Here is a 15,180-nt window from a genome sequence, read left to right on the forward strand (position 1 = left end):
ACTGCAACATATAAATAACGTTGATATTGGTGTAACTGTAGTAGGGTTTTAAATTGCGAGATCTGCAAGTTGTTGATTTTATTGATTGATAAAAAACTCTATTTGACTGGGAACAAGGGGTCGCAGGTTCAAATCCTGTCGTTCCGACCAATTAAATCAATAGGTTGAGTTTGTTTTTGTTGGTGCAAATTTATCGATGTGTCAAATTTGTACCATTTATTCAAACGGCTTTCCTGAATTTATCTAACTCGATTACCTTGCAAGTTTGCAAAACAGAGTTGCCGGCGCGGGCTTTCAGGTGTTCGCTTGATAGATGCGCGCACTTCAAAACCATGTCATAACTTGCCCAAGTATGACGCAAAATCATGCCAGCGGAAATCCTCGTACCGGCCCGTTTTAACGCCTTTCTCCAGGCATTCCCTCCGGCCTTGCTTACCGGATTTCGCTTGATGCGCCTCAACCCATGCGCACTCACGCTTCATGTCGATTTTCGCCCATCGTAAGCCGGTTACGTTTGCCTCACTCAATCCGGTTGCCAGCGAAAATCTCGCCATAGCTTCCAGGTGGCTTGGCAGTTCAGTCAAAAGCCTGCGAGCTTCGTCATGCGTTAGCCATCGGATTCGCTCGTTCGGCTCTGGTAAAAAACGAAAGTTGGGCACGCTATCAATCCATCCCCATTCGTCTTTTGCTCGATTCAAAATCGCTCGAATCAGCGAAAGAATCCGATTGGCGGTGGCATTATTGAGCCTTCGGTACAAACCGGAGTGACCACTTCGTATCAGACTGCGGGCAATATTGCATTCGATGATATGTTGCAACTGCCGCAACTGCTCGAACAATTTGTTAATATGACCCAATCCAACCGTTAGCCATTCAAACCACAGAGACAGCCATGGGCAAGTGCTTCAACGAACTATCCGCCAAATATATCCACTTTATCAGCGTACAGAAACTGTTTTTCGTCGGGATGGCGGCCGACACAGCCGAGTAAATATTTCGCCCAAGGGCATGGACTCCCTCAGGGTGCTGGGTCCGAACCGGGTCGCGTGGCAAAACACCAGGGGTAGTGGTAACGAAACCTCGGCACATATCCAGCAAGCCCCGCGAATGACCACCCTATTTGCGCCTTTGACGGTACTGAGGCTTTACGGCATAGCGAAGGTCGTTCATCAGTACGACCCTGAATGGGATGATCTTTTTGTCCGGTTTAAACCGCTGCCCTGTCCCTGGCAAACTTCACGACGTATATAGCATTGAACAAATGAAAAACTACAGGGAAATAGCATGACCGCAAAAGAACACTATGACCGGCATCTTGGCGGTTTTTATGCATGGATGGTTGGAGACTTCGATGCCAGGCAAAAAGAACATCAACACTTCTTGGAAGCCAGCGGCCTATTGCCACATAGCACTTCAATCGCCTTAGATCTAGGGGCAGGGCATGGTATACAAAGTGTTTCCCTGGCAAAATTGGGATATACGGTAAAAGCGATTGATTTTAACAAACAGCTTTTGTCCGAGTTAATCGACAATACGCAGAGACTTTCCGTTACCGGCTTTAATGACGATATTCGTCTGGTAAAAAAATATGCTGATCCCAAACCTGAGCTGATTATTTGCTGGGGCGACACACTGACACATCTTGAAAGTTTGGACGATATTAGGCAATTCGTTATCGATTGCTGCGAATCATTAATCGAAGGCGGAAAACTGATCTTATCTTTTCGAGATTATTCAACGGCACTCTCGGGCGATCAGCGCTTCATCCCCGTAAAAAGTGACGACACAAAAATTCTGACGTGCTGTTTGGATTATGAAGCAGACAGGGTGCGGGTGACGGATTTGTTGCAGGTTAAAACGGAAAACGGCTGGCAGCAAAAAGTGAGTTCCTATTATAAAGTCCGTGTTTCACCAAACGACGTTGTGAAAATCCTTGCCGACTGTGGCTTGAGGATGGCGTTTAACGAAGTCGTCAACCGAATGACTACCATAATAGCGATTAAGGCAGTGTCTAGGTAAATCATCATGAGTAAATTAACAGGCGGTTGCCTATGCGGTGCCGTCCAATGTGAAATAGCGAACCCGCTGCGGTTTGCCCGCAATTGCCTCTGCGCTATGTGCCGAAAAGCGACAGGCGCGGCATTTGCCACTTGGGCATACGTAGAATATCAAGATTTTCGATGGATTCACGGGAGTGACCTACTGGGAGAGTATCGCTCATCCCCTGATGTCAGGCGAACATTTTGCAAGGTGTGCGGCTCCACCTTGCAGTACATTGCAGATCAGGCGTTTCCAGATGCTTTTGGGTTAGCATTGGGTACGGTAAATGGTGACCCAGGCTGTAAACCGATGCGCCACGTCATGGTTGGCTCAAAAGCGCCGTGGTTTGCAATCGCCGACCATCTGCCTCAGTCAGCGGAAGCCGCACCTAGTGAATAATGCTAGCTTTAAATCATATTCAACTGCTAACCATGGGATATTGAATGAACCTATCCAAACGCATGGTCTTGATCGTTATCGTGCTGATTTCTTGCGTCGGCTGCGACCAGGCCAGTAAATCAGTTGCCCAGTCGTTATTGTCCGAAACCGAAGTCTGGTCGTTTTGGGGCGATACGGTGCGCTTACAGATGGCCCATAACCATGGCGCATTTTTGGGCGTGGGTTCGTCGTTTCCGGAAAACCCCCGAGAGAGTTTATTCTCGCTTGGCGTAGCCGGAATGTTACTCGCTTTGCTGGGTTACCTCCTGTTTTCCAAATCGGCCTCGCCGGCCTGGATCATGGCATATGCGCTGTTGTTGGCGGGTGGCTTGGGCAATCTGATCGATAGATTGATGTACGGCGGCTATGTGGTGGATTTTGTCAACATGGGCATCGGACCAATCCGCACCGGTGTGTTTAACGTGGCCGATGTGGTCGTGGTCGCTGGCGCGTTGATGTTGCTTACTGGCATGCCCCGCGCTAACAAAAGGCTGTCTGAGCGATGAATCCATTCAGCGAATATCCGCAATACGATGCCTTGGGTCTGGCGCATCTGCTGCAAACCGGCGAAGTTTCGGCCGGCGAATCGTTGGATGCGATCATCGCCAAAGCCGTGCAACAAACGCCGTTCACCCCGATTACCAACATCACCCGCCAACCGGCCATATCGGTGCCGCTGTAGTGGAGCGACGACGGCTTGCAGTTCATGGCCGCAACAGGTCACGACCGGCTATTGTTGCAACGGGCCGCCCAGCTCGAACAGGCCGAGCCTTGGAAACACAGGATGCCGCCGTTATGCCATCAATAGAATTTAGACAATTCGGCGCCGCCGACGGCCAGCCGGTGATTTATTTCCACGGTACGCCGGGTTCGCCTGACGAATGCGAAATTTTTGACCTTCATGGCAAACAACATCAGCTGACCATCATTTGTTATGACCGCTCGACCATAGCCCCTAGTTTGCAAGGTGCTGCTTATTACCAGGGCATAGCCGATGAGATTGCCAAGAAGGTTGGCGCTAACCCCGTCGATTTTATCGGCTTTTCGATCGGCGCTTTCATTGCCTTGCAAGTCTGCCGCGCGATGAGCGGCAAAGTCCGCAGCCTGCATCTGGTTTCCGCGGCTGCGCCGCTGGATGCTGGCAACTTCATCGACGCGGCGGCGGGAAACGCCGTTTTCCGATTGGCTCAAAATCATCCGTCCGCTTTTATGTGGCTGGCTCGAGTACAAGGATGGCTAGCGAGTAGGTTTCCCGGCCTGTTGTTGCGGATGTTGTTTTCCAGCGCGGCCGGCGAAGACAAGGTTTTAGCAGAGGACAAGACGTTTCGGACCGCCATGACCCAAACGCTCAAAACCTGTTTCAAGCGCGATTCGCTAGGCTATGCTCGCGACGTCATCGCCTACGTGCAGCCCTGGAAAGCGACGCTGGCCGATATCAGCGTTGATGCTCATATCTGGCACGGCGCGGAAGACAATTGGTCGCCGGTTGCCATGGCCGATTTTCTGGCAACGGCGCTGCCTGGTTGTTCGAAAAACACGGTACTGGACGGACTTTCCCATTATTCCTGCCTGTATCGAGCCGCGCCGACGATATGCCTAGCGATCAAAACGTTGAGTTAAACAAGGAGTCTACCCATCTATGACGGTATCCATCGCATTGCTTGGCGAATACACGCCGACATTTCCGCCTCATGCTGCTACCAATGCCGCTATCGAACACTCAAAAGCGGCGCTAGGCGAGAACATAGTGTCCGATTGGATTTCCACAGCGGAAATTACCCCAGCGCTGTTCGACCGCTACTCGGGCATCTGGATCGCCCCTGGTAGCCCGTATAAAAACATGGACAAAACGCTGGCGGCGATTCGTCATGCCAGAGAAAACAATATCCCATGCTTCGGTACCTGTGGCGGCTTTCAGCACATGATCATCGAATATGCCCGCAACGTATTGGGATTTATAGACGCACAGCATGCCGAGTACGATCCGTATGCCTCGAATTTATTTATCTCGCAGTTGGCTTGTTCGCTGGCCGGACGAGAGATGCAACTACGCTTCGAACCCACTTCGCGCGTGGCAGCCATTTATGGTGCGATAACGGCTACCGAGCAGTATTACTGCAATTTCGGCATCAACCCGGACTGTGTCGATGCGCTGAAACAAGGCCCTATGCAAATCAGCGGCGCTGATGCCGAAGGTGATATCCGGGTGATCGAGTGGCCGGGGCATCCGTTTTTCATCGGCACTTTGTTTGTGCCGCAAGCCCGATCCACGCCGCAACAGCCGCATCCTTTGGTTTCGGCTTTTTTAAGGGCCGTGGCAAACCTATGAATGCCTATCTCATTTTGGATCTAACGATTCATGATTTTGATCGATTCCGAGAATACATCTCGAAAATACCGGCATTGATAGAAAAACATTCCGGAAGGTACGTGGTTCGGGGCGAACCGCCTACTGTTATAGAGGGTGATTGGATGCCTGAAAGGGTCGTTGTCATCGAGTTTCCATCACGAGAACAAGCTAACGGCTTTCTTCAAGACCCCGAAGCGCAAACGCTTTTTTCATTACGCCATCAAACGAGCACCAGTAAACTCGTTCTAGTGGATGGATGTTTGTAACGCAATAGTAAATTCCAACATATCAAAGGTTAGATCATCAAAATGGCACAAATCAAAATTTACGGCATCAAAGATCACCTCGATCCCATCGAGCGGACCACTTCTCATGTGCGTTAGCGCACTGACTGAAGCTTATGGAGGTGTTATTTTCCAACCCTTGGATGAGGCGCTTTGCGGCTAAGGCAGACAAGCGCATAATTTGTTTTGAATTAAACGATTGTGAATGTACTCTCTATGCACCTTTAAATAAGGAGTGCCAAAATGTGATGATTTGATTCCTCTGCCTTCCATTTAACTCAAAGTGAGCTGAAAAATGGTTAAAACCCAAACGGCCAGTTTAGGCTCCAATTCTTTGATGGTTGCCAGTGCCTCCAACCAAGCCCCCAGAATCCGAAATAACAGCAAACCAAATGTCGGTTCGGATAGTACACCGCCTATTATTGCCATAGGCGCATCTGCTGGCGGCTTGGAAGCCTTGGAACAGTTCTTTACCCATGTTCCACCTGGCTGTGGTGTGGCCTTTGTCGTGATACAGCATCTCGACCCCGATCATCAGGGCATGTTGCCGGAATTATTGCAGCGGGTTACGCCGTTGACCGTGATTCAGACCGGCGATCGGATGAAAATTAAGCCGGACTGGGTGTATGTGATTCCGCCCAATAAAGATTTATCCATTTTGCATGGGAAACTGCATCTGCTGGAACCGCTTGCCCCGCGAGGCTTGCGTTTGCCGATCGATTCGTTTTTCCGGGCGTTGGCCGACGACCAGCATGAACGGGCAACTGGCGTGATCCTGTCGGGCATGGGCTCGGACGGTACTCTGGGGCTGCGCGCCATCAAGGAAAACGCCGGCTTGGCGGTGGTGCAGGCGCCGGAGTCGGCACAATTCGATTCGATGCCGCGTAGTGCTGTCAATGCCGGTTTGGCGGATATTGTTGCTCCCCCTGTGGAATTGTGGGGCAAGATACTGGCCTATCTCAAGCACAATCCGCGCGGTTTGCACACCGTGCCGGACATGGGCGTGGAACTAAAAAACCAAAGCGCGCTGGAACAAATCGTCATTCTGCTGCGCGAGCGCACCGGCAACGATTTCTCGCTGTATAAAAAAAATACCATTTATCGGCGGATCGAACGGCGCATGGGGCTGCACCAAATCGACGCGATAGCCCATTATGTACGTTATCTGCGTGAGAATACCCAGGAACAGGATTTGTTGTTCAAGGAACTGTTGATCGGCGTGACCAATTTTTTTCGCGATCCGTCGGTCTGGGAATCTCTGAAGGCAGATGCGATTCCGGCGCTACTGGCGGAATATCCGGCCGGTAAGGCCTTACGGGCTTGGGTGCCGGCCTGTTCGACCGGCGAGGAAGCATATTCGCTGGCCATCGTTTTTAAGGAAGCATTGGCAGCCAGCCAATGTCCGCAGCCGTTTAAACTACAGATTTTTGCAACCGATCTGGATCAGGATGCTATCGACAAAGCGCGGCTGGGGCTGTATCCGGCCAATATCGCCGGGGATGTATCCGCCGAACGCTTGAACCGCTTCTTTAGCGCGGACGGCGGCGGCTATCGCATTAATAAGGAAATTCGCGAGATGGTGATTTTTGCGCCGCATAATGTGATCATGGATCCGCCATTTACCAAGTTGGACCTGCTCTGCTGCCGCAACCTGTTGATATACCTAAGCTTGGAATTGCAGAAAAAACTGATTTTGTTGTTTCACTACACGCTCGCCAATCACGGCGTTATGTTGCTGGGTAACGCCGAAACCATAGGCAACGCCGGTCATTTGTTTAGTGGGATTGACAACAAATCTCGGCTTTATCGACGCATTGGCAATCCTTTTCCATTGGATGTCGATTTCCCTACCAAATATTTTCCAGTTACAACCATGGCCGAAGAATCCGAAAAAAACCTGCCTATTGCCAATCTACAAACCTTGGCAGACCAGCTCTTGTTACAGCATTTCGCCCCGGCAGCGGTTTTGGTCAATGCCGAAGGCGATATTCTTTACATTAGCGGGCGTACCGGTAAATATCTGGAACCGGCCGCCGGCAAGGCCAACTGGAATATCCACGCCATGGCCCGCGAAGGCTTGCGGCATGAGCTGATCGGCGCGCTTAAAAAAGCCCGCGATCAAACTGAAGCGGTACATGTGCCGGGGCTGGTGGTCGGCAACAATGGTGCTAGCCAAATCGTTAATCTGACCATACAGACCATCACTAAACCCGCTGCCTTAAAAGGCATGGCTATCGTGGTATTTGCCGATGTCCCCACGCCGCCGGCCAGGAAAACCTCGCGTAAATCGCCTAACGCCGCGCAGAAACAGCTTGAGGCCGAAGTACAACAAAGCCGCGAAGATTTACAAACCTTGCGCGAAGAAATGCAAACCTCGCAAGAAGAACTCAAATCCGCCAACGAAGAATTGCAATCGACCAATGAAGAATTGCAGTCCACCAATGAGGAATTGACCACCTCCAAGGAAGAAATGCAGTCTTTGAATGAGGAACTGCAAACCGTGAACGCCGAGTTGCAGGTCAAAGTCGATGATTTGTCGCGGGCCAGCAATGACATGAACAATCTGCTGAATAGCATGGAAATTGCGACGGTGTTTTTGGACAACACCCTGAATATCCGCCGCTTTACCAGCCACATCAGCCATTTATTCAAGGTGATCGCCGCCGATGTGGGCCGGCCACTGTCGGACATCGTTACCGATCTGGAATGTCCCGAATTACACACCGATGCGCAGGAGGTGCTGCGCACCTTGATGTTCGTGGAAAAGCAGATCAAAGCCCGCGACGAACGCTGGTTTAAGGTGCGGATCATGCCTTACCGAACCCAGGACAATTTGATCGACGGTGTGGTGATTACCTTTATCGATATCTCCGAAACCAAGAAGCTGGAAGCCGAATTAAGGATCAGCCATGAAAAACCGGAATGACAAGCGCCAGAATGGAAACGAAGGTGAATTGCGCCGCCGAGCCGAACGGCGGCTGGCCGAGACCGCGCCAGGGAAGCCGGACGAATCACAACACCGTTTGCTGCACGAATTACAGGTGCATCAGATCGAGTTGGAGATGCAAAACGAGGCCCTGCAGGAAGCACGCACGAGTGCCGAGCAGGCGCTGGAACATTATGCCGAACTGTTCGATTTTGCCCCGGTCGCTTATTTTACCTTGGGACAAGACGGCAGTATTCATCAGACTAATTTCAATGGCGAACGTTTGCTGGGCATGGAGCGAAGCAAAATCGCCGGGCGCCACTTTGCCAATATCGTCGCCAGCGAATATCGAGCAGCCTTCAATGGCTTTCTGCAAAACGTATTTATCAATGCCGGTGCGCAACGTTGCGAGATCGTTCTGCAACCGGGCGGCAGTTCCCGTTGGGTAGCGATCGAAGCGATTGCCGACAGCGACCGTCTAAGCTGTCTAGCGGCGATGGTGGACATCAGCGAACGCAAACAAAACGAGCAAGAATTGCAACTGGCGGCGACTGTTTATATGGCGATCGAGGAGGCCATTATGGTGGCCGATACCAACGACAGAATTATTGCCGTCAATCCGGCCTTTACCAAATTGACGGGATATTCCGCCGACGAAGCCATCGGCCAAACCACGGCGCTGCTGAAATCCAGCCGCCAAGACGAAGCCTTTTTTCAGGCCATGTGGCAACAGTTGATTAACACCGGCCAATGGAAAGGCGAGATTTGGAACCGACATAAAGATGGCGACGAGTATCTGGCACGCTTATCGATCAGCACCGTCTATGACAATGACGGCCGGCCGATCCGGCGGGTAGGGATGTCCTTCGACATCACCGAACAGCGGCGGGCCGAAGAAATTATTCGCAGACAGGCCAACATCGATCCGCTTACCGGCTTGCCTAATCGGCGCTTGTTTCTGGACCGGCTACAACGAGCCATCAAAAAATCCCACCGTGGTCATCAAAAATTGGCGTTGATGTTTTTGGACTTGGATCATTTCAAGGACATCAACGACAGCTTGGGACACGACATAGGTGATCGCCTGCTGCAGGAAACCACGCAACGCCTGATCGCCTGTATCCGCGAAACCGATACGCTGGCCCGGCCGGGCGGCGACGAATTTACGCTGATTATGGGCGAGCTGCACGAACTCAATAGCATCGACCGGGTGGCTCAAACCATTTTGCAAACCATGACGGCGCCGTTTCAATTGAAGAACGAACGCTGCTACGTCTCGGTCAGCATCGGCATCGCGCTGTATCCGGACGATGCCAATAATATGGAAGAATTATTGAAGAAAGCCGATCAGGCCATGTATGCCGCCAAGAATTTGGGCCGCAGCCGTTGTTGCTATTTTACGCCGGCCATGCAGGAAGCGGCGGAGAGTCGCTTGCGGCTAAGCAACGACTTACGCCACGCCTTGGCCGACAGGCAAATTTGGGTGGCGTACCAACCGATCGTGGACTTGGCCACCGGTGAAATCCGCAAAGCCGAAGCCTTGCTACGCTGGCAGCATCCAACGCGCGGCCAGGTGAGTCCTGCTGAATTTATCCCGATTGCCGAAGATGCCGGTCTGATAACCGAGATAGGCCGCTGGGTATTCCATCAGGCAGCCAATCAAGTGTCGAAGTGGCGCATCAATCATCATGCCCAGTTTCAAATCAGTATCAATAAATCGCCGGCGCAGTTTCACAACAATAGCGACAAAATGGCCGACTGGTTCGAGCATTTACGGCGCCTGGGTTTGCCCGGCGGTTGCATAGCGGTGGAAATTACCGAAGGCTTATTGCTGGACGACACATCCGGCGTGGCGGAAAAATTGCTGGCTTTAAAAAATGCCGGGATGCAAACCTCGCTGGACGATTTCGGCACCGGCTACTCGTCGTTGTCGCATTTGAAAAAATTCCACATCGATTTTTTAAAGCTCGATCAGGACTTTGTTTCCAACCTCTCCGCCGGTTCCACCGATATCGATTTATGTGAAGCCATTATCCTGATGGCTCATGTGCTGGGAATGAAGGTGATTGCCGAAGGGGTTGAAACCGAGGAACAGCGCGACTTGTTGTTGCGCGCCGGTTGCGATTACGGTCAAGGTTATTTGTTCTCGAAACCGGTGACGGCCGAAGAGTTTGAGGCGCTACTTAAAGCGACTCATGTTGAAAACTAATATAGGCGGCTCAAGCACTCCGGCTTTCATCGACAAACTTTTCGGTCTCATCGTCCAGTTGCCGACTGGCCCGGCCTAGCGGTTGATGAACATATAGCGATTGCGAAAGTGCCTTGGCGCTGGCGAATTGGGTATCGCGCACCGGCGGCTTCATTTGATATTTGACCGGCATTTGATGATCCGCCAGTTGCAATGCCGGGTTGAAGACCTTGTCGAATTTCCACAAATTGCCGACGAAATTGGTTTGGCCGCGCAACAGGTTGCCGCCGATGTTTTTTGACAGTTTCTTCATCGCCTTCCAGCCCATGTGTTTGGTAAACATCACCCGTTGGGTTTCGATCAATTCGGCATAAAACTCTGGCAGCGACATCCGCGTCGGCAACACCGCATGCTGTATGTCGAATAGGCGGTAATCGTGGGTCGTGAGATTACGCGATTCGGTCAGCCAGCTTTCGGTGCCAGGGTAGGGCGTATTGATGCTGATGTTGACGATTTCCGGCACTTCCTTGCACCATTCCCGGATAACTCTGAAACGTTCCTGATCCCAATCGGTGTCGGCGATGATGTTGATGGCAACCATAATATCCAGCGAGCGGGCAAATTCCAAGGCTTCGAAATTACGGCTCAAATCGATGCGTTTGCGGTATTTTTCCAGGCCAGCTTCATCGATCGATTCGATGCCCAAGAACAGATAACTCATCCCCAGCTTTTTCCAAAGCTTGAACACCTCCTTGTTGCGCAACAGCACATCGCCGCGGGTTTCCAGATAATATTTTTTGTGGATGCCTTTTCTGATTAGTGCTTCGCCAATTTCAAAGCCCATCTTTTCCTGGATGAAGGCAACGTCGTCGACGATAAAAACCCCCGGCTCGCGGATGCGCTGCATTTCCTCCACGACTTTTTCCGGGCTCATCACCCGATAACTGCGGCCGTAAAAAGTCCAGGCACTGCAGAACGAACAATCCCAGGGACAACCCCTGGAAAATTCGATGGACGCACAAGGGTCCAGCATGCCCAGAAAATATTTCTTGCGATGTTTGATCAAATCCCGGGCCGGCGATAGCTCGTCCAGATTGGGGATGAAGGTCGGTTGTCCGCCGCTGCCTTTCATTGTCACCACGCCCGGTACGCTATGAAGACTGGCGCGGTCGTCTTTCAGGGCTTGTAGTAACAACGGTAGCCCCGATTCGCCTTCGCCCTTCAGCACGGCATCGATTTTGCCTTCGCCGTGTTCCAACAATTCCTCGGCGGTGAACGAGGCACTATGGCCGCCGATAAACACAAAGCTGTTCGGCAAGCGGTCTTTAGCTGCCTTGGCCAAGTCGATCACCTCAGGCACATTGGCCAGATAATTCAATGAAAAAGCCACGATGTCGGGCTGCCAGTCGTCCAGCAGGCGGTTCAAGTCTTGATGCGATTCCACCTGTAAGTCGATCAGACGAACCTGGCAACCGGAACGACGAGCTGTATCGGCGACCAGTTCCAAACCGAGCGGTTCAAGGCGTAAAAATACCTTGGTATACATCAGTGGACTGGGATGAACGGCAAGAAACTTCATGGCATCGACTCCTGTTGGGTAATGACTCCAAGTGGTGATCCATGCTTGAGTTTCAGCATAAACCTGCCCTCTTAAATGTCATTTCGAGTTCACTATAAGTAACCCCAGGCACAGCGGTCAAACTTAATTAATTCAGGGGATTAGGCCAAGCCGATCGGGTAGCTGGGATGGTGTTCATATGTTCGATAGCGTACAGACTGCATCCGATTTTGCTCTTAGAATCAGAACGAGGTTTCAGCACTGAGCCAATTGCATCTCGGCAAGGTTTTTAGCTGCAGTGCTGCATAGCAGTTTTTTCAAACACCCCATATAAAGGAACACCCTTATGAAAATCATCAAGTGGTATAAGCAAAGAAGATTATTGGCGGCTAGCTGTTTATTCGCCGCATTAGGACTTGCGGCTTGCCAACCGGAAGGCGAGGCGGAAAAAACCGGCAAAAAAATCGATAAGGCCGTTGAGAACCTCGGGCAAAATATTGAGCAAACTGCCGATAAAGCCGGTCAAAAACTTGAAGCTGCTAAAGAGTCAGTAGAACAGCAAGCTGAAAAAACCGGCGAGTACATCGATAAATCCGCGCAAAGCTCTAACGATGCCCTGGAAAAAGCCGGAAGACAAATAGACCAGGCCATCAGCAACACCGAAAAGCACGTGGAAGCCGCCAAGGACTCTGTTGTCGATACCACTAAAGCAACCGGGGCATACCTTGATGACTCTGTGATCACCGCCAAAATCAAGACAGCACTGTTAAACGATGACTTTCTGAAACTGGCGCCGATTGACGTGACCACAGTGGATGGCGTCGTCACCCTGCGCGGCACTGTCGATTCCGAGCAACTGGTGGCCAGAGCGATTGGCTTGGTGAATAACCAAGAACATGTGAAGTCGGTAAAAAACGAACTGTTGGTTAAGACCAGCGTGCCGAGTAAGCAATGATGGATGCTTCTCGACTGATAACTTTGGCAGGCGTTTTGCTGGTTTCTGCGCCTTGTGCACAGGCCACGACAGCAGATGATGCCTATATCGCCGGGTATGCCGCCGCCGCTTTGAAGCACGAGTTAAAACTCGATATGCCGGCATTGACCGTAAAAGATGGTGTGATCACCTTGCCGGCGGCTAACTTGACCGCTGCGGAACGCGCCGACGCCAGTAAGATATTGTCGGGGATTCCCGGTGTCAATGCCGTCAAAATTGCCGATACCACTGAGGTGCAGTCCAGAGAGGCAGCCACGTTGGCGAGAGACCCAACCACGTTGACCACAGCCGATACCTTGGTGTTGCCGACCGGGTTGCTACCGACCGGGCATTTGTTCAAAGGGCTGCTAGCCGATCCGCGCTGGGCGCATTTTTCCGCGGCTTATCGCAATTACCAAAGCAATAACTTCGACGGCCGCGATATAGCCTCGGTAAGCTTCGGCGAAACCATTCCGTTTTATCGTGCCAACATCGGCCATTCCACGGCGCAATGGGAAGCCGGTATTCAGGCCGGCGTGTTTAGCGACTTCAATTTAGATGCCGCGTCGTCGGATTTGGTGAATACCGATTTTATTGCTTCCCTGTATTCCAGTGTCCGTGCCGGGCAGTTTTCCGCGTTCGGCCGGATATATCATCAGAGTTCGCATCTGGGCGACGAATTTTTACTGCGTGTGGCCGACACTAAATTCGAACGGGTAAATCTCAGCTACGAAGGTGTGGATTTGAAACTGTCGTATGAGCTGCCTTATGGCGTGAGGGTTTATGGCGGCGGCGGTGGTTTATTTCACAGAGAACCTTCCGCGCTGAAAAGGTGGTCGGCGCAATATGGCATCGAATTTAGAAGCCCTTGGCGCCTGGACTTTGCCAACATGCGGCCCATCATCGCTGCCGACATCAAGAATTACGACGAAAACAACTGGAGTACCGATATTTCGGCCAGGGCCGGCGTCGAGTTCGATAACGCAAAAGTATTGGGTCGCAAACTGCAGATTCTGGTCGAATATTTCAACGGCTATTCGCCCAGCGGCCAGTTTTATAAAGACAAGGTGGAATACGTCGGCTTGGGGGCGCATTATCACTTTTAGGGATAAGCTAAAAAGCGCCGGAATACCGAGAGCGTAAAACAACCTCCGCGTATTTCGGCCGGTTTTTGGCGTAGTCAGTTCTGCCTGCTCATCGAACGGTGTGTGGAGTCAATTCGGTCCTGATTCAACTATTCGGCCATCGGTCGAATTTAAATAATGGCTTGCTAATCGTATTTGCCGGGAAAAATCGGCCGAGCGATCAGCCATCTTAGCCAAGTGATTGATATTGGCTTGCCGTTGTAATTCGACAAAAGGCATCTGGGTTTCCAGCCTGTTGGACTCATAAAGATATTCCGGTAGATAGCCACTCAGCAGAATTTTCCAGGAAAATGGCAAATGATCCTTATTGACCAATGACTGTAGCCAGATAGCGACGGTGCAATTATTCAGCAAGGTATTGTAGAACTTTGGCTGGTCTCGTAATGCGTTAATGGTTGCCAGATAACTTAAAAACAAACGCTGGCCGCTCTCCTGGCTACCCGTTATCCGGTAAAGATAAGCCTCTTCGGCAGGGTTGTTGCGGAAGTTGGTGCGCAAGCGAATCACATCGCGCTCGTCGGCGACGACGTAAATCAGCTCGTACTGGCGTAAAAATCCTTTAATGGTCGAATATTTCTCGCCTAGTTGTTTGCGGGTTTCGATAGAAACCGCCAAATGTCCCTGTTCTCCAAAATCAAAGCTTAAGATGGTGTGCGCAATGGCTGGCCCCATCCAATAAAAGACAAACAGATCGACGCCTTGCAGTTTGCTGATATCGAAATTTTTGTCGTAATAGGCCGGCTGGTAATCGAATTCACTGCGGTAATCGAAATTGCGGATATTATGCAAGGTAACCCTGTCACCATCGATAGTCGCATAGGCCAGCCGTGCCACATCGGTTTGCCAGTCTCGATCATTGGCTGGCGCGATGGATAACCACCAGACCCAAATACCGAAAAAGAGCAATAAGTGGCTTAGTTGCCATTGCCCGTATCTATCAGAACGGAAAACGTCAATCGCCGCCAGCATGCCGGAGAAACCAAAGGCACTGGCTACGGCAATATGCCAGGTGCTGGTGCGGGAGTCCCCGTAATACAGGGCCGACACTCCCCAGGCAGTGATGCCGATGAGGAACAGGAACCAGAAAATTTTTTTAATCATTCCACTCAGGGCAAAGCCGATAAACAGGTTTCCAGATGAAAGCGAAATCTTGGTTGATCTAGGGGCTTGATCTTACCTGCAATTGGGCGTCAGAGGGGGAATTTGCACAGTGAGCAATGATTTCGAAATCAGTTTGTCCCACATGATTTTCCACAGGCCACCGAACCCAGTGGTTTG

At 51.2% G+C, this 15,180-nt stretch carries 14 protein-coding genes; 11 read left to right on the plus strand and 3 right to left on the minus strand.

Features of this window, described 5'->3' with window-relative positions; all coding sequences use genetic code 11:
- Nucleotides 1-335 precede the first annotated feature (335 nt).
- A complete protein-coding gene (locus QZJ86_RS08890; RefSeq protein ID WP_301938268.1) occupies nt 336-818 on the minus strand; it encodes a tyrosine-type recombinase/integrase in 483 nt (160 codons plus the stop codon).
- Between the two features lie 466 nt (nt 819-1,284).
- On the opposite strand from QZJ86_RS08890, the gene QZJ86_RS08895 reads away from it, so the two are divergent.
- The 9 genes from QZJ86_RS08895 to QZJ86_RS08935 all read left to right on the plus strand — a co-directional run bounded on the left by QZJ86_RS08895 (nt 1,285) and on the right by QZJ86_RS08935 (nt 10,247).
- Nucleotides 1,285-2,019, plus strand: a complete 735-nt coding sequence (locus QZJ86_RS08895; protein WP_301938270.1) for a class I SAM-dependent methyltransferase — start codon at nt 1,285-1,287, stop codon at nt 2,017-2,019.
- 6 nt (nt 2,020-2,025) lie between these two features.
- Nucleotides 2,026-2,439 (plus strand): GFA family protein, encoded by a 414-nt coding sequence (locus QZJ86_RS08900; protein ID WP_301938271.1) that lies wholly within the window; start codon nt 2,026-2,028, stop codon nt 2,437-2,439.
- Nucleotides 2,440-2,483: 44 nt separating this feature from the next.
- A complete protein-coding gene (gene lspA / locus QZJ86_RS08905; protein ID WP_301938272.1) occupies nt 2,484-2,984 on the plus strand; it encodes a signal peptidase II in 501 nt (166 codons plus the stop codon).
- Nucleotides 2,981-3,160 carry a hypothetical protein gene (locus QZJ86_RS08910; RefSeq protein ID WP_301938274.1) on the plus strand — a complete coding sequence of 60 codons (180 nt, stop codon included), beginning with the start codon at nt 2,981-2,983 and terminating at the stop codon, nt 3,158-3,160. Before lspA ends, QZJ86_RS08910 begins: the two co-directional genes overlap by 4 nt.
- 113 nt (nt 3,161-3,273) lie before the next feature.
- Nucleotides 3,274-4,098 (plus strand): alpha/beta fold hydrolase, encoded by an 825-nt coding sequence (locus tag QZJ86_RS08915; RefSeq protein WP_301938276.1) that lies wholly within the window; start codon nt 3,274-3,276, stop codon nt 4,096-4,098.
- Nucleotides 4,099-4,117: 19 nt separating this feature from the next.
- Nucleotides 4,118-4,807 (plus strand): CTP synthase C-terminal region-related (seleno)protein, encoded by a 690-nt coding sequence (locus QZJ86_RS08920; RefSeq protein WP_301938278.1) that lies wholly within the window; start codon nt 4,118-4,120, stop codon nt 4,805-4,807.
- The gene (locus QZJ86_RS08925) at nt 4,804-5,094 is read left to right on the plus strand and encodes a DUF1330 domain-containing protein (RefSeq protein WP_301938280.1); all 291 of its coding nucleotides are present in this window, start codon (nt 4,804-4,806) and stop codon (nt 5,092-5,094) included. Before QZJ86_RS08920 ends, QZJ86_RS08925 begins: the two co-directional genes overlap by 4 nt.
- Nucleotides 5,095-5,407: 313 nt before the next feature.
- Complete coding sequence (locus tag QZJ86_RS08930; RefSeq protein ID WP_301938282.1) at nt 5,408-8,038, plus strand: chemotaxis protein CheB; 2,631 nt, start codon at nt 5,408-5,410, stop codon at nt 8,036-8,038.
- The gene (locus QZJ86_RS08935; RefSeq protein ID WP_301938284.1) at nt 8,022-10,247 is read left to right on the plus strand and encodes a putative bifunctional diguanylate cyclase/phosphodiesterase; all 2,226 of its coding nucleotides are present in this window, start codon (nt 8,022-8,024) and stop codon (nt 10,245-10,247) included. The genes QZJ86_RS08930 and QZJ86_RS08935 overlap by 17 nt, the downstream gene beginning before the upstream one ends.
- A 10-nt stretch (nt 10,248-10,257) precedes the next feature.
- Here the strand turns inward: QZJ86_RS08935 and hpnR are convergent, their stop codons facing one another.
- Nucleotides 10,258-11,805, minus strand: a complete 1,548-nt coding sequence (hpnR, locus tag QZJ86_RS08940) for a hopanoid C-3 methylase HpnR (protein WP_301938285.1) — start codon at nt 11,803-11,805, stop codon at nt 10,258-10,260.
- A 325-nt stretch (nt 11,806-12,130) separates the two neighbouring features.
- Here hpnR and QZJ86_RS08945 point away from each other — a divergent pair, with 325 nt between their 5' ends.
- Nucleotides 12,131-12,739, plus strand: coding sequence for a BON domain-containing protein (locus tag QZJ86_RS08945; RefSeq protein ID WP_301938288.1), 609 nt, complete (start codon nt 12,131-12,133; stop codon nt 12,737-12,739).
- The gene (locus tag QZJ86_RS08950; RefSeq protein WP_301938289.1) at nt 12,736-13,863 is read left to right on the plus strand and encodes a DUF1207 domain-containing protein; all 1,128 of its coding nucleotides are present in this window, start codon (nt 12,736-12,738) and stop codon (nt 13,861-13,863) included. The genes QZJ86_RS08945 and QZJ86_RS08950 overlap by 4 nt, the downstream gene beginning before the upstream one ends.
- A gap of 108 nt (nt 13,864-13,971) precedes the next feature.
- Here the strand turns inward: QZJ86_RS08950 and QZJ86_RS08955 are convergent, their stop codons facing one another.
- Nucleotides 13,972-15,003, minus strand: a complete 1,032-nt coding sequence (locus tag QZJ86_RS08955; RefSeq protein ID WP_301938291.1) for an Lnb N-terminal periplasmic domain-containing protein — start codon at nt 15,001-15,003, stop codon at nt 13,972-13,974.
- Nucleotides 15,004-15,180 lie beyond the last annotated feature (177 nt).

The organism is Methylomonas montana (assembly GCF_030490285.1).
GTDB classification, from domain to species: Bacteria; Pseudomonadota; Gammaproteobacteria; order Methylococcales; family Methylomonadaceae; genus Methylomonas; species Methylomonas montana.